Here is a 22,649-nt window from a genome sequence, read left to right as displayed (position 1 = left end):
GTTACGGCAGGACGAAGGACGCATTTTCGAGCCGCAGCATTTCGAACGGAGTCCTCCAAGCGACGCCGTGTGCGATGCATGCATCCGGAATTTTGACCTTGTTGCGTCGTTGCGGTTCCGACTTCTCCATCGTGACGACGGTGAGACTGTGCGCGTGCGCATACGCAACCAGCTCGTAGTCCGCTGCTCCTAGGAACTCGGTGACAGCGGCAGCGGTGAAATGCCCGGCATTCGCCCACGTGGCAAGGGCTTGCAGGCTGGGAGCACACGCCGCATCCATCGGCACGAACATTGACGAGCGAGCTGCCGCCCAGGTCGTGAGATCGTCATGTCCGGCGGCGATCTCAGTGCCAATGGGTTGAATGCTTTTCAGCAGACCAGCATTGAACGAGCGGTCGAGCCAATCCCAGAAGGCCGGCACGAAGTCCAGCCCGTAATGCGCTTGATTCGACTGAATGAAAATATTGGCGTCGAGCAGATACGTCACGCCACCCCCAACTTGTTGGCCATGCCCTCAAAGGTGGATCGCTTGGCAGCACCCAGGAGACTGAAGGCGTCCCGATACAGCGTGCGACCTTCCAGGGCGTCCACAATCACGGCCCGCGCGAACGACTGACTGATTCGAAGAGGCTGAGTGTTGTAGTAGTCACCGCCGCCACTTCCTTTTCGTGAGGCGATGATCTCTTGCAGTCGTTCCAGCTCGGTCTGATAGCGAGCGCGGTAGTCGTCCCAAGTGAGGAATCCGCTATCGAAAATGCGTTTCAGCACGACGAGAGTGCTGACCTTATAGAGCCGTGCCAGACGCTGCAGTTCGCCGAAATCGCTGTTTTGCCGATAGTCGATCCTGATCGAGCTAGACGGCACTAGAACCTCGGCGGCGACGTTGTTCGCCCACAACTCGTGATCGTTCTGAGTCTGGTTCGCCATTTGCGCGTCCGACAGCGCCGTCTCGCCCAGCCAGATGTGGGCCAGCTCGTGGATAAGAGTGAATATCTGGGCAGACTTCGTATCCGCACCGTTCACAAAGACCAGCGACGACAGGGGGTCGGTGAGCGCAAATCCCCGGAACTCACTGGGATCGAGTATCCGGTGGGTATTGCTCCCAACGATGCCGGACACCATGACTAGTACGCCAAGCTGCTCTACTGAGTCGATTAGCTGCCGCAGAGCCTCTTCCCAGGAGGAGAAGCGCGCACGCCGATCTAATCCGAAGTCGAGCATGCGACGAATCTCGTCAGCCACAATGGCCGGGGAGTCGTCGATCGTGGCCGAGCCCACGAACGAGAACGGCTCGTGGCCCTGGTCGGCTGCATACGAGCGGAACCAGTCTTGGCGTCTCTGCGCTTCATAGATTGTGTCGAGCAGATCGGGGCTCGGCGCACTGATGGCGTTATTGCCGAGAGTCCGAAAGTCCGGGATTGGTACGGGCTCCTCAGGTGGCTCCGGCAGGAACAGGTAGCCAAGGGGGGTATGTGTGGCGTGGGCGAATCCCTCCAACTGTTTGAAGGTCGGCTGCCCGTCGCCGGCCGCCCATTTGGAGAATTGTTCATAGCGCGCGCTGCTCGTGGGCATGCCGGACCGTTGAAGCGCCCACGTCAGCATCGTTGGGCTTACCGGAACACGCACAGCCACGGTGTGACTCCCCCTTTACGCGTTGAACCGAATATACAAGTGCATGTGGGCTGATCGCTCCTACGAACTGAACGGTCGACCCTGGCGGAAGCTTCCTCCATTAGGCGTAAACGCCTCTCCCCCGTTGTATTCGTCTGCAAGACGTTGCAGCTCGCGCTGAATGGCGCCTTCGACAAGTGCGGAGAACGAGGGATAACCGTTTGGAAATCCCGCCGTGCGCAGCACGGCGGTTTCGGCGGTCTTCTTGACCGATCGGTGGATGGTCACTGTTACCGGTGTCTTGACATCGGCGGCGTCTTTTGTGGCAGTTGGAGCGGTTGCGGGTGGTGACTTGAGGGGCTTGCGCCCTGCCGGCTTAGAGGGCTGAGGCGCAACTGCGGACGCTTCCACCGGCGCTTCGGGCGCTGTCACGGTCGGCGTCTGTACCGGCTCGACAGTGGGCACGAGCTTGATCGGACTCGCGCTTCCGGGGCGACGCCGCTGGGGCTGGCTCATGCTCGTGCTCCCGTTCGGATTAGTTCGTCGATGAATCGTGACGCGAGTGCGTCATACAGGGCAACGGTCTTGCGTGAGTTTCGATCGTTGTAAGAGTTCAGAGATGCCGCGGCGGCATCTGCTTCCGTGAACCGCGACCATTCGGAGATGTACGCCGGATTGACCGTCACTCCCCCGTCTGGCCAGTGCACGGGTCCTTTGAGGCTCCACACCAGGTCGCCGAACTGCTCCTCGATGCCCTGAATCTGGAAGTCGTGCTCGGCTGTCGGCTTGCGACGGGTGACGACGACGCCGGCGACGCGAAGATCCGGGTTCACTAGGTCGACAGCGTGGCGCTCGACGAAGTCACGCACGCGGATCGCCGCTTCGATCGAGTCGTAAGCCGGGTCAGTCGGGATGAGGATGGTATCGGCAGCAGCAAACGCCATCTGCACCAGGTGGCCGAGGTCTGGCCGGGTGTCGATGAGCACGACGTCGTAGTCGTCGATCCACCCAGTGAGCGCTCTCCGAAGTCGACGCACTGCACCGAGAACGGCCGCCTCTGATTCGCGATTGATGAGGTCATATCGTGATGGCAGGACATCGATCAGCTCTGACTCCGGGGTGGGCTGGCCCTCGCTGTCAACCCAGCCGCACGCAAGGACGGCGGACTCCCCCGCGCCGTCCTCGCCGGACTTGATGACCTCGGACATGGTGACGATCGCATTTTGCGGATCGATCTCGATTCCGAGCCGTCGAGTTGTATTCGCCTGTGGGTCGAGATCGACCACCAAGACCCGCAACCCTCGTCGCGCAAGGGCCGCGGCGAGCTGCACCGTCAGGTGCGACTTTCCCACTCCGCCCTTGTTGTTCGCGATCGTCGTGATGTGCGGCATGACGCCTCCTCATAATATTGCGTTTATGCTAACGCAATAAACATCAGCAACACAATACTTTAAAGGCTTCTAAATCAATACTTTATTGGAAATATGCGAAGCACATAAACTATTGCATTAATCACGACTGCGTAACGCCACAGCCACGATGAGGTCGGGACGGAAGCCTGACCAGTGGGCCGGCCCGGCGATCACGACGGGGAGCTGCTGGTGACCAAGCGAGCGCAGGTAGTCGCACACATCGGGGAATTGCTCGACGTCGAGGTACACGTGCTCGACTTCTTTGATTTCGAGGGTTCGTTTCGTGGCGGTGCACTGTGCGCAATCGCTTCGGCCGTAGACGGTGACCATGATGATTCCTCCCAGACATTTTGAAGTGCCAAAACCGGCAAGAGCATCGATGGTGAGCGGGAGGCGCGTAGTGCCGGAGATCTCGGGCGAAATAAGCCCCATCAGGGGCGCGTTCGAGAAGTCCGGAACGGAGCGCCGGGAGTGAACTACGATGTGGCGGCCGGTCTTGGTGCTGTAACGCCCGCGGAGCGGGGGAGGGGCGTTGACACCTAGGTGTCAATCAGCTCGAGATGAAGGCGTCAGCGAACCATCCAGGACCACAACAGGCTGAGGTCGTCAACGAACTTTCCGCGATCGGCGGAGTATCGAACGGTGCGGCCGTTGCGTTGGCCCTCGACGTCGGCGGTGACGTAGCCGGCGTCCTCGAGGTCGGTGAGTGAGACGCGCGCTGATGCGGGGCTCACGCCGGTGGCGTCCGCGATCGCGGCGACCGTCGACTTCGGGTGGTCGAGGAGGAAGCGCAGCGTCATCATGCGAGAGCTGCCGGAAATCGAGCGATACGCCACTTCGGCTCGCTCGGGCATGTCGGTCGGGTCTCGACGGCTCGGCATGGCTCCATTGTGCCTCGGTGCCTGGCGGACCGCCGTGTGGCCTGAAAGGTCGGGCGTGACGTCGTCCATAAAGTCGGCTCTCCTACCTTGTAATCGAATAGCAAGCTAAGGAATTCGGGTCTAATGTCCCAAGGTAGGCATAACCTAGTCAGAAGTCACCACTTCGGGGGGTAGGTAAGCATGATCGATCTGAGTCACATTGGCTCAATCCCGCGCTTTGGTGTCGTGCAGGCGGGAGTCAGGAAGCGTCTAGCTGATGGTCGGGCAACGCGCTGTGAGTCGCAAGATTGGCGGTACGTCTAGCCAGCCTTTCCGGTTGGCTACAACTTTCATGCACACGAAATGAGACTGGGAGTCCCAAAGATGAGTTCAGAACCTGTCGGTGAGTCGCGTACATCCCACTTCTCGGGGGCCTACCAGGCCGCCGGTTACGTCGAGGACTCGGCCCCGGCCGCTGGCCTCCGGGCCGTCGGCGGGGGAGTGGCAACTGAGATCGCCCCGGCCTCACTGCCGGCCGAGGTCGTGACGGCAGTCGAGGTCAACGAGGAGCCGGGACGCGCTGTCGGGGCTCACGCGGCGCCGATCACGGATGCCGAGTTCCAGGCGGAGCTCGCGCCCGAACCGCTCGATGATCTTGCTGTCATCAGCACGATCGAGAAGGCGCCCACGGCGACCCAGGGATGGCGCGGGTTGATGAGTCGGCTCGGGTTGAAGATGGAGCCGGGCGAGGCGGAGAAGCAGCAGCTGCAGGCTGCCGCGCAGCTCGGGCAGTGGGAGACGGTCATCCGGCAGTTCGTCGGCACCGAAGCGGTCGGGGTGCTCGTCGCGAATCCGAAGGGCTCGAGCGGCAAGACTCCCACGTCGATCGTGCTGGGCGGGTTGCTCGCGACGATCCGTGGTGGTTCGGTGGCGGTCCTGGAAGTCTCCGACGACCGTGGAACGCTCTCGTTCCGCGCCGAGGGAAATCCCTCCCGCGGGGTCGCCGAATTGGTGCGGGACGCGGATGGCATCCGCAGCGCCGGCCAGCTCGCCGGCTACACCGCACCACAGACCAGCTACGCCTCAATCATCGGCTCCGTTGGGAACCGAGCCCCGCTGACCCACGACGACGTCGTATCGGCAGCGAGGGTCATTGATGAGTTCTACGCCATCAGGGTCATGGACTCCGGGAACCAGCCGACCAGCTCCGCATTCGCCGGCGCGATCGAAACGACGGATGCTCTCGTCGTGCCGGTGCTGAACTCGGCCGACGTCGTGCTCGAGGCCGTCGCAATGCTCGATCGGCTCCGCTCGGAGAGCCCGAGGGGTGCGCAGCTCGCGAACACGGCGATCATCGTGCGCTTGGTCGACGGGCGCCCGGAGAACCCGCAGCTCGTGGCGCGACTCGACAACATCATCGACCGCGCCGGCGTCGGGGGAGTGTTCACCATCCCCTACGACCCCCACATCGCCGAACGAGGCCAGATCATCCTCAGCAAGGTATCCCCGGCCACCCGGGCCGCCTTCACCGCGGCCGCGGCCGCCGTCGTCCACACCATTCAGAAGAACACCAACTAGGCCAGAAGGAGACAATCATGAGCCTCACCACCCGCGTGCTGGCGATCGACAACCCGATCGACGGCATCATCCCGGACTTTGCAATCTTCGGCGCCGAGTTCACCGCCCTCTGGCAGAAGCTCCTCGCTGGCCTCTGGGGCCTCGCGATCGTCGCTGCAGTCGTGTTCCTGATCGTCAACGTTGCGTCGATGGCGACCGCATCCGCCGGCAACAACCCGATGGAGTACAAGACCAGCCGCACCCGCGCACTCGTGTCGGGAATCTCACTCGGCATCCTTGCCGCTCTCGCGGTCATTGTGGGGGCGATCCTGGCTGTCTTCGGGAGCTGATCCATGCGAGTCGAAGCGCGACCGCCGCGCCGCATCTGGCCCTGGTTCCTCGCCGGTGCCGCCGTGATCGCGGCCGCGGTCGTCGTGCTCGTGATCGCCCTCCGGCCGGCACCGGCCAACCAGGTCGACGCCGCACCCGTGTCGACCCCCACGGCCAGCACCACGGTTGTGACAGAGCAGGAACCGACAGGCTGTCTCGGCGGGCCAGGGCGCGACGCGGCGATGCTGCTCGCGGCGCAGGCGGCAGCCCCTCACACGACTAACGGGGCGGTCGAGGTGGCCGCAGCAATGGTTCGGTGGACATTCCGGCATCCGGGGCCGGGTGCGGACGAAGCGAACCAGGTGGCGGACGACGTGATTGCTTCGACCGCTGCGCCCGAGTTCGCGAACCTCGCGGCTGCTGCGGCCGCGAACCCAAACCCGTCAAGGGGAGTCGTGCCCGACGAGACGCCGTTCTATCTCTCGACGGTGCCGGGTGTCTGGCACGTCGAATCAGCCGAGCCGGACAGAGCTGAGGTGTCTGTCGGATCGGGCTATGTGATCGACGGGGAGCTGAGCCCACAACTGCGCTCAGCGTCGACGTTCGTGCTCGTGTGGCAGGACGGTGCGTGGAAGCTCGAGAGCGGGTCTCTTTCGCGGACTACGCAAGACCTCTACTCGATCGGAACGACCTTCACAGGAGGTTGCTGATGGAGCCGGAATGCACGAACCCGTTTGAGTGCGCCTCAGACGGCATCGGAGACATCATCAACGGCGGCGGGCAGGTGCTCGGGTTCTTCCAAGACCCGTGGGGCAAGACGTTCGAGGCGATGAGGGACGCATCGAAGAGTCTCGCCAATGACCTGCTCCCGGCGTTGACCTCGGCGACGCTGCCCGACCTGTCTGTCGACTGGTTCCTGAGCGCTTACGCGATTTCGTTCGCGACGGCGATCCTCGTGATGGTCGTCATCTTGCTAATGCAGCTCGTGCGAACAGCACGCGGCCAGCAGTCGGGCAGGGCTCTGGCTGAATCGCTCGGCCTCTACACACCTCTGTTTCTCGGTGGGGCGATGTTCGGGCCGCTGATCGGCCTGCTGCTGGTGAACTTCTTCCACTCGCTCTCGAGCGTGTTCATGGGCTGGGGCATCACTGGCAGCATCGACGACACCATCAACGGATTCCAGACCATGCTCGACGAGGCGGACCCGGTCGGCATGGCCGGCGGGGTGCCCGTCGCCGCGATCTTGATGATTCTCATGCTCATCGGCCTGCTGCTGGTGCTGTGCATCCTGATCGTGCAGCTCGTCGCCCTGTACTTCATGGGCGTCATCGTGCCGTTGGGCATCGTGTGGATTATCGACGAGAACCACCGCCGATTCGGGCTGCGCGTCATCGGGCTCTGGGTCGGCATTCTCGCCGCTCACCCGCTGCTCTTCCTGCTGCTGGGGGTCGCGTTCCAGATGATGGGTTCGAGCGTGAACACCTTCGGCAACAACGCCTCCCTGCAGTCCCTCGTCGGGCTCATCGTCGCCGTGATCGCGCTGTTCATCGCCGCGTTCTCCCCGTTACTGTTGAAGAGCTTCGCGCCCGTGATTCCGCTGGGCACAGGCGGCAATAACGGTGCCGGAAAGGACCCTGGATCGTGGGGGTCGGACAAGCTCACCTCCGTCACGGAGAAACAGCATCCCGAAGCCACGCAACAGTCGGCTCCGACGAGCGAATCACAGGCAGCCACCGGGGTCATTGATGAGCTGCCCGCCTCGAGCGCAGGCGGTGGAGGGCTCGGCGCCGCAGCCGCCCAGCGAGCCAGCATCGGAACCGCAGGAGTCGGCAGCGTCGCCGCTGGTGGAGCTGGGGCGGCCGTAGGAGTGGGGGCCGGCGCGTCCGGCGCTGCCGGGGGCGTGGCCGGCGCAGGTGAAGACATCGCCGCGGGAACTGCTGCAGCCGGCGCCGGGGAGTCCGCAACGGGCGTCGGCGCCGTGATCGGTGTCCCGACACTGGTGGCGGCCGGTGCGATGGCTGTAGGGGCGAAGGTCGGGGAGAAGGCGGTCGAGTACACGGACGCGGCTGCGCAGCAGTCGCTGGACACGATGGATGACGAAGGAGCCGGCCAGTGACCACGGAACAACTCCACAGTGATGCTGCCCGTCACATCGGCGGCGAGAGCGGGCACCGCTCATTCTTCGGCGGCACCGTTTCCAGGACCCGCATCGTGGGCCTTCTCGGCGCGTTCCTCGCCATGCTCGTCCTCACACCCTTTCTCGGCATCTGGGGCCTTGCGCTCGGCCTCGGCGTGGGCCTGGTGGTGTTCTTCCTGACCCAGCGCACGCACCGCGGGTCGATCCTTGACCGGCGCACCCGCCGGGCCAGGTGGCGAGCCCGGGTAAAGACCGGAACCGACGCATTCGAACCGTTCGACGTCGCAGAGTGGGACCAGCGCGAACAAGCCGCAGCACAAGCTCACGGCCGCACCGAGAAGTGGGAGGCCGCCCGGCAGCTCACGATCATGCGGAGCCACCCGGACGGCGCCGACGGCATGGGCTGGCTGCAATGCGGCCACAACGAGCCCGGCATCGCCTGGCACGCCCCGCTCGGCGAGCAGCCGTACCTGTCGGTCACGTTCACCGCCACCGGGCAGGTATCCGGGTCGGAATCGTCCGCGAAGCTCCGCCGTGCGGCTGAGGCGTTCGGTCTGTTCCTGGCGTCGCGGGCGACGCCGATGAACTTGGTCAGCGACGTGCAGATGACCACCCGCGTGCTGCCGGCGGATTCGGCTATGCAGGAGTTCTGGGTACTCAGCTCCCTCGACCCGGACGCACCCGCCGAGGCCGTGCAGTCCTACGAGAACGTGCTGCGCTTGAACAGCGAGGACGCGATGGTGCAGCGCCATTTCTTCACCGTCTCCTGGCCAATCACGACCGCGTTCCATGACGCGGCCGCGAAGTACGGCGAGGGCCGCGACGGGTGGCGTGGACTGATGCGGCAGGAGATCGCCTCGACGCTCCGCGGCCTCACCGAGGCCCGCGTAGGCCACGTCGACGTACTCACCGCGCGCCGCCTGGCCGCGGTGATGCTGCACCAGCAGAACCCTTCCCGACCAATCGACCTGGTGAAAGGCGTCGACCCGGCACGGCTTGGTGTCGCGTCGCACGATGAGTTCTCGGCGCAGATCGTCGAGGACGTCGACCCGATCATGGGCACACGGGTGCAGTGGTGGCATCGCACGGCCGCGATCCGGTCGGAGAACATGGCGATGGGCGCCCGCGGGCAGCTTTGGGCGCTTGATCTGCTCACTGGGTCCGACATCCGGTTCATCCGCACTCTGTCGTTCCACTTGCACCTCGTGCCCAAGGGCGAAGCGAAGGCCGCGACCGCGAAGGACGTCACGCGCGACCGCGCCGACCGGCTCGACGACGCCCAGAAGGGCCGAGTCGAGAACGACGAAACCGGCGCCAACCTCTCCGCAGCACGCCGCCGGGCACTCGACCTTGCCCACGGTTCGCCTCACCACGGCGGCGCGTGGATCGGCTACGTCACGATCTCCGAGAGGGACCGGGATGCGCTCATGCGGGCCTCCCGCGCGCTCGAGGAGACGTGTGCGACCGGGCTTGGGATCGAGCGGCTGGAGTGGCAGGACTCCTACCAGGCAGCGGCATCCGGCACGACCTGGCCGATCGGCCGCGGCCTCACCCCGGGCCGGTCCTCGTTCGGGTCCAGGTTCATCAACGCCCTCGCGGGCAAGAGCGAGAGGGAAGCGCTGTGAGCGCACACGCCGCAGACACCGACAAGCACCGGAAGACCGAACGTAAAGACGCCGCGAAGGCGTGGCACACGATGCCGGTGCTGCGCGCATTCGCGCCGCCCGTCGAGACGGCGGCCCAGGTCAACGAAGCCACCGGTGAGGCGCGCGAGATCGTGCCGTGGACGATGCCCGGGACGCGGCTCCGCACCAAGCTCAGCGCCGCGCGCCGCGGCCTCTACGCGCCCGCGCTGCCAGGCGCGCCGACATCGACTCGGCAGGCTGAAATCCTCAACACGGCGATCATCGGAGCACCGACCGGCACCAACGGTGTCGTCATCGGCCGCGACGTGCTCTCACGCACGATGATCGCCCACGACCCCGTCACCGCCTACAACGCGTCCCCCCGACTGGTATCGAGTCCGAACGTCGTCGTGATCGGCGACGTCGGCTCCGGGAAGTCGTCGCTGACGAAGACCGTGTACGTGATCCGGCCGTTGCTGCTGAATAAGCGGCGAGCCGTGGTCTTCGACAAGAAGGATCGCGGGGGAGAGGGCGAATACGGCGAGCTGGCACGGGCATATGGGCACGAGCCGATCAAGTTCGCCGTCGACGGCTCCGGCACCCGACTGAACCTTCTCGACCCGCTGATCAGCCGCGGCACGGGCATGGTCGGCCAGATGCAGCTGCTCAACGTCGTCGCCCGCCTCGCCCGCGAAGACCAGGCGCTCAACGAGTGGGAGGAAGAAGCGCTCCGTGCCGCCCTCCGCCGCACCGTCAACCAGTACCAGGACGGCCGAACCCCGACCCTCGCAGATGTGCTGCCGAACCTGTCACGGGTCGCTGACATGGAAGACTATGCCGGCCTGTCATCCCAGGCGATCGATGGCCTGCATCAGGCGGGCCTCTCTGTGCGGTTCACCCTCAACACGCTGCTGCAGGACTACGGCGGCCTGCTCGACGGGGAGACGTCGAAGAACGTCGATCTCCGCGGCAAGCTCACCGCGTTCGACATTTCGCAGCTCCCAGACCAGGGACCGGCCGTGCCGGCAGTCATGGCGATCGGGCACATGTGGCTGCTCGGCCGGCTCCGCGAGGATCGCGGTTGGGCGACGAACTGCGTCTACGAGGAAGGCTGGCACATCGCCGCCGGCCCGTCCGCGCAACTCGCGCGCGCGAACCAGAAGCTCTCCCGCGGCCTGGGCCTGTCGAACGTGTTCGTGTTCCACAAGGGCACCGACATTCCGGCCGGGTCGCCGGGTATGGCCATGATCCAGGAGGCACAGACCGTGCACGTGCACCGGCAGACGCTCCGGGAGGATGCCTTGTGGGCGGCGCGCACGTTCGCGTTCGGGGCCGATACCGCGCAGCAGATTGAGCGGCTGGCTGACGGGCACCACATCTTCAAATACTCCTCCCGGCCGGAGACGCTGGTGCAGCACATCCGGTCGCCGTGGGAGACACAGATCACTGACACCGACGAAGCATTCAAGGCCGCCGCCGGCATCCAGGGCTAACCGGATGGGTTGGAAGCTCCCGGCGATCGCCGCCACCGTCGTCGCCTTCACGGCCACCGCGGTGCTGTTCGGCATGGCCCCGGACGCCCAAGCGGGATGCGGCAGTGGCGTCGTCGATGCGGGTGTCGCCGGCAGCCAATCGATCGCGGGATTCTCGGGAGAACAGCTGGAGAACGCGGCGCAGATCATGAACGCGGCCGCGGAGCTTCAACTCCCCACTGCGGCGCAGACGATCGGGGTTATGACCGCGATCGGCGAATCGACCCTCCGGAACCTCGACCACGGCGACAACGCCATCAACCCCGACGGGACCGTGGCCGATTCCGTCGGCCTCTTCCAGCAGCAGGAACGCGGCTACGGGCCGCTCGCTAACAGGATGGACCCGTTCAAAGCTGCGACCGCATTCTTCACCCGCCTCAAAGGTGTGGACGGTTGGCAGACGATGGCTCCGACCCTTGCCGCGCACGCGGTGCAGATCAACGCCGACCCGAACTACTACACGCCCTTTTACGCCCCGGCCACCGCGATCGTGCAAGGGCTCGTCTCAACCGGGGGAGCGGGCGCGTGCGCCATCAGCGGGAACGCCGTGCAGCTCGCGCAGCAGCTCGTCGACGCAGCCGACGAAGGCCGGCTCATCGGGTCCACCCCGGACCACATCAAAGAGATCCGGTGGATCGCCCAGGGGCAAAGCGTGCCTGACTGCGGTGTCGACGTTCGCATTCTGCAGGTGCTCGTGCTGTCGCTCCAGGTTTTCGACCAGGTCGGTGTCTCCGACATCAACCGCAAATGCACCGGCCAGATCGAGGGCGCCGGCACCGCGTCATCGCACTACGTCGACGGCGGCGGGCTCGCTGTCGACTTCTACCGGCTCAACGGGCAATCACTCACCGGCGCCGACGGGAACTCCATCCGCCTCATCAGCGCCCTCGACCCCGTCATGCCCGACGGTGCCCGCGTCGGCCAAGTCGAATGCCGGGCCGAAGCCGGAACCTCGATAGGGACGACGCACTTCACGCAGTTCGATGACACCTGCACGCACCTCCACATCGACGTCGGATTCACCGACGGCACCCTCACCGCTGGTTGACACCTAGGCGTCAACTAGCTCGAGCAGAAAGAAGCACCCGTGATCTCCAGCGGCTTTAACCTCTCCGGGATACTCATCGCGATCCTCGCCTACGCCGTTCCCGTCGTGATCGTCCTATTCGCCTCGTACTGGGTCATCCGATCGGCGGTGCAAAGTGCTCTACGGCGTCATCAGCTCTGGCTCGAGGCGCGCGACCGCGACAGCCGACGCCGCCCAACGGGCGCCATCGGAAACGACCCCACGAACTAGCCCACATCATCGAGGGCAAGCGCCCCGCGCGCGGCAGCTCTACGACAGGTCGACCTCAGCATCCGCAGCGTTGTTCTTCACGGACTCGATGCCGTTCTTCGCCGAAGCCTTCAAGGTGTAGCCCTCGGAGGTGGCGATGATCTCCGTTGCCGGCTTTCAGACGGAAGCGGAACTCACCGTTCGAGGACTTGTACAGCTCAAACTTGCCGGCCATGATCCGCGCCCTGCTGGCCCACATCGGCGTGAACCTCACGGCGACACAGTATCGCCGCACCCGGCACCAGAGCTAGAGCATGGCCCGCAGCGCCTCGACCGCGGATTCCGGCGTCACGAACGCTCCCAGCGCGTACCCACGAGCCGTCTCGCGGCTGTCATCCGCATGGCTCAACCGGTAGCCGTCCGCTTCACGTTCGATCCGCCACGGCGTCTCCACGAGCGCGCCGTCGAGTTCCTGAACGACCCAGAAGTGGTCGTCCTCGATTCCGCTGGCGAGGAACAGTGTCATCAGAGCCGCGTCTGCCCTTGACTTTCGTGCGGCTCGGAGTCTTCCGTTTCAGGAACCGCGTGGAGCTCGCCGCGCTCCGCCGTTGAGGTAAGGGCCTGCAGCCAGGCGCGATTGATGCGGGGCGGGCGGCCTCCATAGAAGTCGAACTCGAGAGGGATGTGCGGGGACAACCAGATGGTTCCGCGGCCGCTGCCATCGGCGGCGTCGTTCTCCCAGGAGAACGCGAAGCACTCAGTCCGGCGAAGTTTGGTGAGGATCACGATTTTGAGGTGAGCCAGCAGGCGGTCTTCGATTTCGAGTTCGCGCTGATGAGTGCCGTAGAGCAGCTTCCCCATGATGATGTCTTTCTGGTCGGCACAGTGGACGTGCGGTTGTGAACGATTGTCACAGACCAGACGCGTCGCTGGGGCCGATCACGGGGTGTTGCTCGACCGAGACGTACCTGCCCGTGTGTTCGGCGGCATCATTGGCCTGCTGCTCTGATTCGAAGATGCCGACCACCTCGGATTGGTCACCATCAACGCTCATCACCACCCAAAGTGCGGGTCGAGTTTGTGAAAGAGCAACTCGCTTTCACTGGCGACGCCAATGCGATGGCCACTCTCTTGCTGAATGTGATGGGTGCATTCGCGGAGTTTGAGCGATCCTTGATTCGAGAGCGGCAACGAGAAGGTATCGATCTGGCTCAGAAGCGCGGCGCCTACCGCGGTCGCGCCCGTGACCGCGAGTACGGCATCAGCCGAGAAACGGTCTACTCCTATATAAGTGGTCGAGCGCCAGAAGCCGGCGTGCGCGAACCGATCGAATGAAGATCGCAACGCGTCAGCGCTTCCGAACCCCATCGCCTCGTACGCTGGGGGGGGCTATTTGTTAGCAAGGCCGATCAGCTCATCTCAGCATGTCTGGGGTGTGACATACCTCACCGCGGCCGACTGGCTCGGCGTCCGTGCGACGCACAGCGCATTGATATTTCCGCCTGGCACTCCGGTCGAAACTGCACGCCACGCTGTGCGATATCTTTCGCGGCGCGACATCGTCCTGCTGCTCTGCTTTGCTGCTGTCCCACTGCTGTTTGGTGCGATCATGATCCCTGGCGTCATCAGTTCCCCGCTTGTCGCACTCTCACTGAGCGGATGCATCGCAGGAATCGTTGCGGTGTTCCTGATCCTCGCTTTGAGAGGCCGTTCTGTACCGAAGCTTCTTCGCCAGTCGCTCCGACTGCGGCTTTCAGCTCCACGGGCGACAACCGGGAGCATGAGTCTCGAGGCGCTGGTGCGCGAGATTGAACGATTGCGTCAGGTATCCATAATCAGCGCAAGCGGCCCTGTTTCGGATGAGGTGCTGTGGGGACGAGTTTGGGCTGCTTCACACAACGTGGCCTCTAGATGAAGCTGTCCACGACGGACGATCGGGGTGTTTAGGTAGACCAGGTCGCAGACGCGAACGATGACGTCGATGCTCACGTCCACGATCAGTTCCGCCACGGGACGGGTTGCTCCATAGGTGATAAAAAGGAGGCCTATCCTTTTTACTGTGATTGGCGGTCTAATGAATGTCGCAGAAGCCGTGCAGGTGGCGGTCGCGTTCACCTGGCTGGGGATGGTGTTGGGGATCTCATTCCTCGAGGCGCCCCTGAAGTTTCGCGCTCCTGGCATCACAGTTGCTTTGGGCGTCGGGATCGGTCGACTCGTATTCCGCGCACTGAACCTCGCAGAGGCCGCCTTTGCCGCGACTTTGCTGGTCACTGTCATGCTCGTGATGCGGGACACAACCTGGTGGAGCGTCGGCATGATCGTGGCCGTCGTCGTGATCCTCGTGATTGGCGCGCTGGTGCTGCGTCCGCGCATGGACGCTCGAGTACGGCGCGGACAGACCGCGGAGCGTCAGCCCCGCCATGGGCTCCACATCGGCTACGTCGTATTGGAATGCGTGAAGGTGCTACTCCTCCTGGCGATCGGAGTGACCGGACTGATCGACTAAGCGAGTCAGGTGATCGCGGGCGACGCAGGGTGTCGGTCTAAAGTGACCACACACAACTCCGCTTCGACGAAGGGAATGAGCCGGGCTTGCGGCTCGGTGTTGTCGAGAAGCTGCTCGATCAGCCCGCGGTGGACAGCGCATACTACCTCCGGGTGTTCTCGGGCAGCACCGCGGAACGGGCATGCCTGCAACCGTATGGTGTCGTTCTCCGTGTCGGTTTCGGGATCGAAACCAAGCCGCTCGAAGACCTCTATCAAACCCGGCACCGGATCTTCCGGATCGGGCGAAACGAACGTCTCCGCCCAGCGCCGCCCGGCGCGGGAAGCGCGGGCATCGGCATCCTTCCTGCCTGCAAGGGCGGCTGCGAGGACCTCTATCAGCTGCTCGCGGGCATCCTCGTCGCGGACGGGTCCGGCCGTGACGAAGAGCACACGAGGCCTACCGCGGCGGTTCTCGGTCCCAATTCGACGTTGGACGAGCCCCGCGGCAGCGAGCTGATCGAGGTGAAACCGGGCGGTGGTAACGTGCAGCCCTAGCTCTTGGGCGACGGCAGACGCATCGAGCGGCTCCGGGGCAGCGCGGAGGACGCGCAGCACCTGCTGGCGGCTGGCGGATCCCAGCGCCGCGCGATATTTCCCACTCATCCGCTTGAACCTAACATCTTCCGGATTAGTCGAGACCGGAACCCGTGTCCGTCGAGCGGATATATATAGTCCCCGCATGCACGAGGACCTCGCGTACACGCAGCGGTTCACTGGCCGGCAGTGTCAGCGCTGCTCCGGTGGCCAGGTCGAACCGGGCGCCATGAGCCCAGCATTCCACTGTCCGACCCTCGACGAATCCATCAGCGAGTGAGATCTCCGCATGAGTGCAGGTGTCATCGACCGCGCGGATGACTCCGTCCTCGTCGCGGACCACAAGCACTGGCCCCTCGGGAATGAGCGCTCGCACGAGCTGCCCTGACCTGAGATCATCATCGTCACACACGGGGGTGAGTTCTGGTAATTGACTCGACATTGGCACGCTCCTCGTTCTCGCGGTGGGTCAGGTTCTCGAACGCGCTACCGGACCTGCCACTAATGCGTCGCAGCATAGATCCCGCGATCCGGTGCGCCTGAAGTTTCGCGCGCTCGGCTACCGGACCCGCGAACAGGTCATCCAGGGTCGTCGACCACAGAGCAAGCCAACGGTCAAAATGCTCAGCCCCGAGCGGATGTCGAGCATGCAGCACGAAGTGGGCCTGCAACGCGTTGCGTCGGTAAAGATCGGCATTGAAGAGCACCGTTTCCCAAAAGTCGCACATGATCGGCAGATGGTGATTCAAATCGAGCTTAGCGACGTCGGTGAATACAGGACCAATCAGCGAGTCTTCGAACGCGGCCCGGTAAAACGCAACGATCAGCTGCTCCACATCTGCCCGGTCTCTCAGATCCTTCACCCAACCCACCTTATCCGATTAAAAAGGATGATGATACTTTCTAAGCTGCTCGTTCTGTTCGGTGTGCGAGCCTCTTTCTTGCTGGTCTTCGTGCTCTTCGCCTCGCTGACACCGATCTCCCCCTTTTCCCCGTCGGGTAGGCTCGGACGCAACGAGGACAGGGGCACCATGCCGGAAATCGATCGGAGAATTGTCCTTGCGGGGGCCTGGGCGGTGCCCGTGATCGTGGCCACGACTGCAGCGCCGGCTTTCGCGTCGAGTCAAGTTGCCGGGCTCTTGTTCTGGGTTGGTCCGCCTGAGGCGGGCAGGCTGTCGAGGTTTCAGCTCACTGTCGACGAGGGGTCCCAATTGGTGGGGACGAGACCAATGCTCGAGTTGAGCCTTCTGGATGCGAACTCGGAGATCACTGATCGTGGCTCCGATTGGCCGTCCACACGCTTCGGTACCACGATGCTGGCGTTCGATCCCGGAACTGATGTTCAGCCGGGATCGTGGTCGTTCTTGGTCCAGCTGGACCGTGTTTCGGACCAGGGAACAGTGACTGCGCGTCTCTTCAACGAGACCGGCAAGGTGGTTTCGGAGCGGATTGATACCGTACGTACCTGACGCTGCCGTCGCCGAAGGGGCAAACGACAATCCAGCGTGAGGTTTTTCACGCGGAACAGGTTATGTTGACGCCGCGGTGATACTGCTCAGCAGAGACGGCCGTCTTCTTCCGCTGATTGTCCAACTGCCACGCACCAACGGCGCCGGATCAGCGTGCGCGCTGGAAGAGGGGCATAGTAGCTTCCGGGGGCAGCTGTCGGATGGTGTGGATGGTGTCGGTGAGGGCGTTGAGTTGGTCAGTGGCGAGTTCGGCGGTGATGGCGTTCGTGTCGACTTGCCTGATGATCTTGAGCAACTCGAGCCGCTTCAGTGCGAGAGCTCGTTGTGCTGCACCTCCAGCGTCGAGTGATTGTTCCGCGCGTAATCGTGCACGTAGTGCGCATGCCGTCCATCGTGTTTTCTCCATGATCGATTCCTTAATGACTTAGGTGTGGTTTACACGTAGTGGTTTGCGGCGGTGTATCCGATGGGCGCCTGCTCGATCTCTTTCCAGGTGAGGGTGATGGTCGCGTCAATGCCTTGGGGTTGGAGGGCGCGGTGGTGGATACGGTGTTCGAGGAGGGCCGGGTCATCGCAGCCGTTGACGAGCAGGATGGTGAGGATGATGTAGGTGCCGCAGTGTCGTTCGATATTGCTGTGAATGCGGCCCTCGACCGATTCACACATCCGCCGCAGCACCCATTCGGGCACAGCTGCCGGTCCTTCGATGATCAGAAGGAGACGCCGAATAGACGGTGTCTTCGCGCAGATGTTCGCACAGAACGGCACCTGAGCACGCAATCGTGCGCCTAGCTCCGTTCGATCTGCAACGGCCGACAAATCCATTCGGATGACCGCAGCTGTCGGCCGGCCACGTATGAGAGTGCCACGGGGGACAGTCGTGACATCGGGGTGGGCTTGGAAAGTCCGGAGGCTTCCCAGGTCATCTCCGAGGAGAACAATCGGACGCCCTCGTTCAGGGTTCCATGACCCTGGCTGATGTGTTGACTGGTCGTGGTGTTGCGTGATCGTCATGATCGCGCCTGTCAACCGTCGGTCCGGTCATGATGTCCCGTCGGTGTGGCAGGGCACGCAGGTGTCGGCGTAGGGGATGATCTCGAGCCGGGCTGGGGCGATAGGCCCTGCGCAGCGGCTGCAGGTTCCGAATGTGCCAGCGTCGATGCGGAGCAGTGCCGCGTTGATCTGGGCGACGACCTGGAGAGCGGACTGGGTGGACGACCAAGCCACGAGGTCGATGTGAGGGGCCGCTCGTGGGTCGAGGTCGGCGATGAATGCTTCGCGCTCACGGAGTTGTTCTTCCAGCTGCCGGCGGAAGCCGGTGAGCTCGTCATCATCATCGGTGACGTCGATGGGGGCAGGGGTGGGGAGGGTGGTCATGATGGTTCCTTCAACGCGGTTAAATGACAAAACGCGCCGCAACTGCGACGCGCTCCTGATTTCGGACTGATCCGGGTGGTGTGGATGATCAGTGCGGTGGAGCGCGCGTGAGCGAGAGGATGAGGAGAACACGTCCTGCCTGGTCGAACTGGCGGGCAGGAGCGACACCGGTGGCCGGCTGGTTGAGGTACCCGGGCACGGCACGGGTGCGGTGACCGCATCCGGGAGTCGCGCGAGGGGTAGGCATGCCCTCACCATAGCCGTTACCCCAGTAAAGGCAAGCCAGCACCCGGTTGGTCGTCGTGAGGCGCGGCGGGGGCTAGATCACGCCGAGGGCGAGCATGGCGTCGGCGACTCGGGTGAACCCGCCGATGTTGGCGCCGGCGACGTAGTTGCCGGGAGTGCCGTATTCGTCGGCGGTTTCCAGGCATCGGTCGTGGATTCCGCGCATGATCTCGGAGAGCCGATCCTGGGTGTGCTCGAAGGTCCACGAGTCCCGGGACGCGTTCTGCTGCATTTCGAGGGCGCTGGTCGCGACACCTCCGGCGTTCACTGCTTTCCCGGGCGCGAACCGCACCCCCGCGTCCGTCAGGAGCCGGGTTGCGTCCGGTGTGGTGGGCATGTTGGCGCCCTCGGCCACGATCTGGCAGCCGTTCCGGATCAGCGTGGTCGCGCCGGCGGTGTCGAGTTCGTTCTGTGTCGCGCTCGGCAGGGCGATGTCACACGGCACATCCCATATGCTGCCGCCACTGATGAACCGGGCCCGCCCGCCCCGCAGCTCGGCGTAGTCCGAGATGCGGCCGCGGCGCACGCTTTTCACCTCGGTCAGGAGTTCTACATCGATGCCAGACTCATCGATGACGTAACCGGCGGAGTCGGAGCAGGCGATGACGGTTCCGCCGAGCTGACGTGCTTTCTCGATCGCATAGATCGCAACATTGCCGGAGCCGGAGACAACGATTTTTTTGCCCTCGATGCTGTCGCCGTGGGAGCGGAGCATCTCGTCGACGAAGAACACGGTTCCATATCCGGTGGCCTCCGTGCGGACCTGCGATCCACCCCAGCTCAGCCCCTTCCCGGTGAGGGTTCCTGACTCGTACCGGTTGGTGATCCGCTTGTACTGACCGAACATGTAGCCCAGCTCTCGGCCGCCCACTCCGATGTCGCCGGCCGGGACGTCGGTGTATTCACCGAGGTGGCGGTACAGCTCGGTCATGAACGACTGGCAGAACCTCATCACCTCAGCGTCGGAGCGACCCTTTGGGTCGAAGTCGGAGCCGCCCTTGCCGCCACCGATCGGCAGCCCGGTGAGAGCATTCTTGAAGATCTGCTCGAATCCGAGGAACTTCACAATGCCCAGGTAAACGCTGGGGTGGAACCGTAACCCGCCCTTGTAAGGGCCGAGGGTGGAACTGAACTCCACCCGGAAACCACGATTGACCTCGATCTTGCCCGTATCGGTGACCCACGGCACCCGGAAGATGATCTGCCGCTCCGGTTCGCAGAGGCGCCTGATCACCGCCGAGTCGACGTACTGGGGGTGTTTGGCCACCACCGGGCCGAGGGACTCGAGGACCTCGCGCACCGCCTGGTGGAATTCCGTCTCTCCCGGGTTGCGGCTGAGGACTTCCTCGAACATGGGAACAAGCCGCTCGTCTAGACCAGGCACAGGTCAGCCTCCATCGCGATGTGGTGAGCCGAAGACAGGTGGTTCGCTTCGCGACGGAATCCGGCCCCTCCACCGTAGCGGCTCGGCCGGGACAGGACTTCCGCCAAGACGATTGCCGTTACAGAAACTCGTCACCAGAACTCCCGACGGAAGGTCTGCCTCGACGCCGGGGAGTCCCGTGAGGATCGTTCCAGAGCCTCTTCAAAAGGTGCTCTGGTCGGCGTATCCTCAAAACACAGCTCGCCGCCATCCGACGACGTACCGGCAGGAGGAGCATCATGACAGAGCACAGCCCAAAGCGGCACACGGAAGAACCTTTCATCAACGACGGTCCCCGCGATGTCCTTGAAGGGCACTACACGCAGGCCGACGACAACACAGCTGAGACTCGAGCAGTTCACGGTCGATATACGAAAGAAACGAGCGATCCGGCCTCAGACTCTTCACGCCTTGGCTCATCCGAAGGCAGCTACACCGGCGCCCCGCGGACGATCAGCGAGCGTCAAGGTAAGTTCATCCGAACCGAGCCCCGGCGGTAACAAAGCGCCCGAGCCTTATTCGCTGTTGACCGCGGCGAGGAGCCTGATGAGGCGCTGGTCCCAATCGACACGGAGCTGCGGAAGTCTGCCTTCGGGAAGGTTCCAATGGATGATGACGATCCGGCTGCCGCGCTTCTGGGGGCGCACAGTGAGTTCCAGTTTGGACATCGATGGTGCGAGCCGGTCAGGCCAGTTGATCTGCCAGGACATCAGCACCCGTCTCGGTGCGACGACTTCCAGAACTTGGCCGGCGATCAGCCGGCCATCGAGGGGGAGGCGAATGAAACCGCCGGCGGACGGTTCGAAAACGTCGGGAGCACTCAACCAGCAGGTCACTCCCGCCGCGGTGACGAAGTAGGGGAAGAGTTGTTCTGGGGGGACCTCAGTGAAGGTTTCGACACGAATCTCGGCCATCAGCGGCTGAGACCGTGCGCGAGTTCGGTGAAGAGGTTGTCGGCATCGAGGTGATAGGCGAGCTGACCGGCTTGACCGGCCCACAGGGACAGCAAGTCTCCGTCATTACGGCGGGCGGCTTCGGTGCGGAACTGGCCGGTGAGCCAGTTCTGCACGGGGAACGGTGCAATCTGGGCGGCGGCGTGGATCGTTCGGATGGCCGTGTTCGGAATACCCCGTGCGAGTCGACCGCTCATTGCCCGGGTGAGGACTGTGCCCTGCGCGGGGGTTGCCGCGATCGCGTCACGATGGGCGTCGGTCGCGGCGGATTGTCGGGTTCGAAGAAATGCCGTACCGACCTGGACCGCGGATGCGCCGAGCGCGAGGGCCGCGGCCACCCCGCGGCGATCGGCGATTCCGCCGGCGGCGATGACCGGCACGGTCACGGCGTCGACGACTTGAGGAACCAGCGCGAACGTGCCGATGAGGGAGTCTTCGGCTGCGTTGATGAATGACACCCGATGGCCTGCCGCTTCGGCGCCCGACGCGATCACCGCATCGACCCCTCCTTTCTCCAACGCGGCCGCTTCATCCGGAGTGGTTGCCGTGCCTATCACCACGATCCCGGTCTGGTGCGCTGCGGCGACGACCTCCGCCGACGGCACCCCGTACACGAAGCTCACCGCCGCAGGGGCAGCTGCGAGAACCGCGTCGATCTGCTCGGCAAACGGCGGCAGGTAGCGGGGTGGGGGTGCGGGCAGTTCCAGCCCGAGCGAGGCGAAGAGAGGCTCCATGCTCGTTCGCGCGGTCAGGAACTCGGCATCCGAGTCGTCAGGGCCTGGTTCGTCCGGGAGTGGTAACCAGAGGTTTACGGCGAACGGTCGGTCTGTGCGGTGTCGGAGAGCGTCGATGGTGTCCGTGATCCGTTCGGGGGTGTACCCGTAGAGCCCGTACGAGCCCAACCCTCCGCGGTCGCTGACGAGCCCGGTCAGCTCGACGGAGGACAGGCCGCCGAACGCGCCGAGCACGATCGGAACATCGATTCCGAGGAGCGACCTCAGATCACCGGTCACGACATGCCCTCCGGGCCCAGGCCCAGGCCCAGGCCGAGGATGAGGTCAGGGATGACGTGTCCGTCGGCAAGTCGATAGTTCGCCGCCACTATCCCGGTTCGGCCTTCCGCGACTGCGTCCGCGATCAGAGGTGAGCGTCGCAGCAACTCGTGGGCGGTATTTCGCAGATGCTCCCGGCCCACCTCGCTGGCATCCCGTTCTCGACTCACTCCATCGGCTTGGTTCGTGATTTTCACGCGGTGCACGGCCGGCGCGATCGACTGGATCAGGACCTCGATGGCGGGAGAATGCCGCGGCGCTCCGGGAGTTTCGGCAGCAATCGCGGCACCGACCGCACCGCAGGCATCATGGCCGAGGATCAGAATGAGTCTCACCCCTAGGACCTCGACGGCGTATTCCACTGATCCGATGCTGGTGTCCGCGATCACATGTCCGGCGTTCCGGACCACAAAGAGGTCACCCAGGCCGAGATCGAAGATGATCTCGGCGGCCAGACGCGAGTCGCTGCAGCCGAAGACTGCCGCCAGCGGCCGTTGGGATGTCGCCAATTCTGCGCGCCGCTGAGCGTCTTGGTGGGGATGCTCCGGCGTATCGCTGACGAATCGTTCATTTCCAGCCACCAACGCCGACCACACCCCTGCCGGACCCGAGGGAGAAGTATCGAGCGATGGGGCCGAGGCGATCGGTAGGGATGTGTCGGTGTGCATA

General features: G+C 64.0%; 31 protein-coding genes and 1 pseudogene. 12 read left to right on the top strand and 20 right to left on the bottom strand.

The features are described from left to right. Position 1: 1 nt before the first annotated feature. The 6 genes from BLW00_RS22270 to BLW00_RS22250 all read right to left on the bottom strand — a co-directional run bounded on the left by BLW00_RS22270 (position 2) and on the right by BLW00_RS22250 (position 3,973). The gene (locus BLW00_RS22270; RefSeq protein WP_092558427.1) at positions 2-487 is read right to left on the bottom strand and encodes a DUF4411 family protein; all 486 of its coding nucleotides are present in this window, start codon (positions 485-487) and stop codon (positions 2-4) included. Beyond that, the gene (locus tag BLW00_RS22265) at positions 484-1,572 is read right to left on the bottom strand and encodes an ImmA/IrrE family metallo-endopeptidase (RefSeq protein ID WP_245741747.1); all 1,089 of its coding nucleotides are present in this window, start codon (positions 1,570-1,572) and stop codon (positions 484-486) included. Before BLW00_RS22265 ends, BLW00_RS22270 begins: the two co-directional genes overlap by 4 nt. A gap of 120 nt (positions 1,573-1,692) precedes the next feature. Further along, complete coding sequence (locus BLW00_RS23885) at positions 1,693-1,899, bottom strand: hypothetical protein (protein ID WP_139256853.1); 207 nt, start codon at positions 1,897-1,899, stop codon at positions 1,693-1,695. A gap of 224 nt (positions 1,900-2,123) precedes the next feature. After that, positions 2,124-3,002, bottom strand: coding sequence for a ParA family protein (locus tag BLW00_RS22260; RefSeq protein ID WP_092558423.1), 879 nt, complete (start codon positions 3,000-3,002; stop codon positions 2,124-2,126). 117 nt (positions 3,003-3,119) lie between these two features. Continuing rightward, positions 3,120-3,353, bottom strand: coding sequence for a glutaredoxin domain-containing protein (locus BLW00_RS22255; protein WP_245741746.1), 234 nt, complete (start codon positions 3,351-3,353; stop codon positions 3,120-3,122). Between the two features lie 239 nt (positions 3,354-3,592). Beyond that, the gene (locus tag BLW00_RS22250; protein ID WP_092558421.1) at positions 3,593-3,973 is read right to left on the bottom strand and encodes a winged helix-turn-helix domain-containing protein; all 381 of its coding nucleotides are present in this window, start codon (positions 3,971-3,973) and stop codon (positions 3,593-3,595) included. A gap of 294 nt (positions 3,974-4,267) precedes the next feature. On the opposite strand from BLW00_RS22250, the gene BLW00_RS22245 reads away from it, so the two are divergent. From BLW00_RS22245 to BLW00_RS22210, 8 genes are read left to right on the top strand one after another with little or no spacing between them, the layout of a single operon-like run. Beyond that, positions 4,268-5,461: a MinD/ParA family ATP-binding protein gene (locus tag BLW00_RS22245; protein ID WP_092558419.1), complete on the top strand. Its 1,194-nt coding sequence runs from the start codon at positions 4,268-4,270 to the stop codon at positions 5,459-5,461. A 17-nt stretch (positions 5,462-5,478) separates the two neighbouring features. Then, complete coding sequence (locus tag BLW00_RS22240; RefSeq protein ID WP_245741745.1) at positions 5,479-5,790, top strand: hypothetical protein; 312 nt, start codon at positions 5,479-5,481, stop codon at positions 5,788-5,790. Positions 5,791-5,793: 3 nt separating this feature from the next. After that, a complete protein-coding gene (locus tag BLW00_RS22235; RefSeq protein ID WP_092558417.1) occupies positions 5,794-6,480 on the top strand; it encodes a hypothetical protein in 687 nt (228 codons plus the stop codon). Continuing rightward, positions 6,480-7,886 carry a hypothetical protein gene (locus BLW00_RS22230; RefSeq protein ID WP_092558415.1) on the top strand — a complete coding sequence of 469 codons (1,407 nt, stop codon included), beginning with the start codon at positions 6,480-6,482 and terminating at the stop codon, positions 7,884-7,886. Before BLW00_RS22235 ends, BLW00_RS22230 begins: the two co-directional genes overlap by 1 nt. Further along, positions 7,883-9,532 (top strand): hypothetical protein, encoded by a 1,650-nt coding sequence (locus BLW00_RS22225; protein ID WP_092558413.1) that lies wholly within the window; start codon positions 7,883-7,885, stop codon positions 9,530-9,532. Before BLW00_RS22230 ends, BLW00_RS22225 begins: the two co-directional genes overlap by 4 nt. Beyond that, on the top strand, positions 9,529-11,025 hold the full coding sequence (locus tag BLW00_RS22220) for an ATP/GTP-binding protein (RefSeq protein ID WP_092558411.1): 1,497 nt from the start codon (positions 9,529-9,531) through the stop codon (positions 11,023-11,025). The genes BLW00_RS22225 and BLW00_RS22220 overlap by 4 nt, the downstream gene beginning before the upstream one ends. A gap of 4 nt (positions 11,026-11,029) precedes the next feature. Continuing rightward, positions 11,030-12,112 carry a hypothetical protein gene (locus BLW00_RS22215; protein ID WP_092558409.1) on the top strand — a complete coding sequence of 361 codons (1,083 nt, stop codon included), beginning with the start codon at positions 11,030-11,032 and terminating at the stop codon, positions 12,110-12,112. Between the two features lie 39 nt (positions 12,113-12,151). Beyond that, on the top strand, positions 12,152-12,361 hold the full coding sequence (locus tag BLW00_RS22210; RefSeq protein WP_092558407.1) for a hypothetical protein: 210 nt from the start codon (positions 12,152-12,154) through the stop codon (positions 12,359-12,361). Between the two features lie 39 nt (positions 12,362-12,400). Here BLW00_RS22210 and BLW00_RS24335 read toward each other — a convergent pair whose 3' ends face one another. The 4 genes from BLW00_RS24335 to BLW00_RS24155 form a co-directional block, all read right to left on the bottom strand. After that, the gene (locus BLW00_RS24335; RefSeq protein ID WP_322788356.1) at positions 12,401-12,475 is read right to left on the bottom strand and encodes a DUF1508 domain-containing protein; all 75 of its coding nucleotides are present in this window, start codon (positions 12,473-12,475) and stop codon (positions 12,401-12,403) included. A gap of 172 nt (positions 12,476-12,647) precedes the next feature. Then, positions 12,648-12,866: a hypothetical protein gene (locus tag BLW00_RS22200; RefSeq protein WP_092558405.1), complete on the bottom strand. Its 219-nt coding sequence runs from the start codon at positions 12,864-12,866 to the stop codon at positions 12,648-12,650. Further along, positions 12,866-13,201, bottom strand: a complete 336-nt coding sequence (locus BLW00_RS22195) for a DUF7882 family protein (RefSeq protein ID WP_092558403.1) — start codon at positions 13,199-13,201, stop codon at positions 12,866-12,868. Before BLW00_RS22195 ends, BLW00_RS22200 begins: the two co-directional genes overlap by 1 nt. A 49-nt stretch (positions 13,202-13,250) precedes the next feature. Next, positions 13,251-13,394, bottom strand: a complete 144-nt coding sequence (locus BLW00_RS24155) for a hypothetical protein (RefSeq protein ID WP_245741744.1) — start codon at positions 13,392-13,394, stop codon at positions 13,251-13,253. Positions 13,395-13,405: 11 nt separating this feature from the next. Between BLW00_RS24155 and BLW00_RS24150 the strand changes: the two are divergent. The 3 genes and pseudogenes from BLW00_RS24150 to BLW00_RS22185 form a co-directional block, all read left to right on the top strand. Continuing rightward, positions 13,406-13,675, top strand: a pseudogene (locus BLW00_RS24150) (recombinase family protein); the annotation flags it as partial. Positions 13,676-13,775: 100 nt separating this feature from the next. Further along, positions 13,776-14,255 (top strand): hypothetical protein, encoded by a 480-nt coding sequence (locus BLW00_RS23175; protein WP_139256851.1) that lies wholly within the window; start codon positions 13,776-13,778, stop codon positions 14,253-14,255. 159 nt (positions 14,256-14,414) lie between these two features. Beyond that, the gene (locus BLW00_RS22185; protein WP_092558401.1) at positions 14,415-14,846 is read left to right on the top strand and encodes a hypothetical protein; all 432 of its coding nucleotides are present in this window, start codon (positions 14,415-14,417) and stop codon (positions 14,844-14,846) included. Positions 14,847-14,851: 5 nt separating this feature from the next. Here BLW00_RS22185 and BLW00_RS22180 read toward each other — a convergent pair whose 3' ends face one another. Continuing rightward, a complete protein-coding gene (locus tag BLW00_RS22180) occupies positions 14,852-15,490 on the bottom strand; it encodes a helix-turn-helix transcriptional regulator (RefSeq protein WP_175494558.1) in 639 nt (212 codons plus the stop codon). A gap of 25 nt (positions 15,491-15,515) precedes the next feature. Beyond that, positions 15,516-15,863 (bottom strand): non-heme iron oxygenase ferredoxin subunit, encoded by a 348-nt coding sequence (locus BLW00_RS22175; protein WP_092558397.1) that lies wholly within the window; start codon positions 15,861-15,863, stop codon positions 15,516-15,518. 22 nt (positions 15,864-15,885) lie between these two features. Between BLW00_RS22175 and BLW00_RS23685 the strand changes: the two genes are divergently transcribed. Continuing rightward, positions 15,886-16,890: a hypothetical protein gene (locus BLW00_RS23685; RefSeq protein WP_175494556.1), complete on the top strand. Its 1,005-nt coding sequence runs from the start codon at positions 15,886-15,888 to the stop codon at positions 16,888-16,890. A gap of 148 nt (positions 16,891-17,038) precedes the next feature. On the opposite strand, the gene BLW00_RS23170 is transcribed toward BLW00_RS23685, so the two are convergent. The 8 genes from BLW00_RS23170 to BLW00_RS22135 form a co-directional block, all read right to left on the bottom strand. Beyond that, positions 17,039-17,296 carry a hypothetical protein gene (locus BLW00_RS23170; protein WP_139256849.1) on the bottom strand — a complete coding sequence of 86 codons (258 nt, stop codon included), beginning with the start codon at positions 17,294-17,296 and terminating at the stop codon, positions 17,039-17,041. 29 nt (positions 17,297-17,325) lie between these two features. Next, positions 17,326-17,580: a hypothetical protein gene (locus tag BLW00_RS22160; protein WP_092558394.1), complete on the bottom strand. Its 255-nt coding sequence runs from the start codon at positions 17,578-17,580 to the stop codon at positions 17,326-17,328. A 351-nt stretch (positions 17,581-17,931) separates the two neighbouring features. Beyond that, entirely contained in the window at positions 17,932-18,267 is a 336-nt protein-coding gene (locus BLW00_RS23680) for a TraR/DksA family transcriptional regulator (RefSeq protein ID WP_175494554.1), read from the bottom strand. An 88-nt stretch (positions 18,268-18,355) separates the two neighbouring features. Then, on the bottom strand, positions 18,356-18,514 hold the full coding sequence (locus BLW00_RS23675; RefSeq protein ID WP_175494552.1) for a hypothetical protein: 159 nt from the start codon (positions 18,512-18,514) through the stop codon (positions 18,356-18,358). Positions 18,515-18,586: 72 nt separating this feature from the next. Further along, positions 18,587-19,906 carry an NADP-specific glutamate dehydrogenase gene (gdhA, locus tag BLW00_RS22150; RefSeq protein ID WP_217634478.1) on the bottom strand — a complete coding sequence of 440 codons (1,320 nt, stop codon included), beginning with the start codon at positions 19,904-19,906 and terminating at the stop codon, positions 18,587-18,589. A gap of 584 nt (positions 19,907-20,490) precedes the next feature. Next, positions 20,491-20,889 carry an SRPBCC domain-containing protein gene (locus BLW00_RS22145; RefSeq protein WP_092558388.1) on the bottom strand — a complete coding sequence of 133 codons (399 nt, stop codon included), beginning with the start codon at positions 20,887-20,889 and terminating at the stop codon, positions 20,491-20,493. After that, positions 20,889-21,941 carry an NAD(P)H-dependent flavin oxidoreductase gene (locus BLW00_RS22140; protein ID WP_092558386.1) on the bottom strand — a complete coding sequence of 351 codons (1,053 nt, stop codon included), beginning with the start codon at positions 21,939-21,941 and terminating at the stop codon, positions 20,889-20,891. The genes BLW00_RS22145 and BLW00_RS22140 overlap by 1 nt, the downstream gene beginning before the upstream one ends. Continuing rightward, positions 21,938-22,648, bottom strand: coding sequence for a carbonic anhydrase (locus tag BLW00_RS22135; protein WP_092558384.1), 711 nt, complete (start codon positions 22,646-22,648; stop codon positions 21,938-21,940). Before BLW00_RS22135 ends, BLW00_RS22140 begins: the two co-directional genes overlap by 4 nt. Between the last annotated feature and the right edge of the window lies 1 nt (position 22,649).

The sequence above is a fragment of the Herbiconiux ginsengi genome (genome assembly GCF_900107435.1).
Classification (GTDB): domain Bacteria; phylum Actinomycetota; class Actinomycetes; order Actinomycetales; family Microbacteriaceae; genus Herbiconiux; species Herbiconiux ginsengi.
The sequence above is the reverse complement of the archived record's forward strand: the minus strand, read 5'-3'. Positions and strand labels throughout refer to the sequence as shown.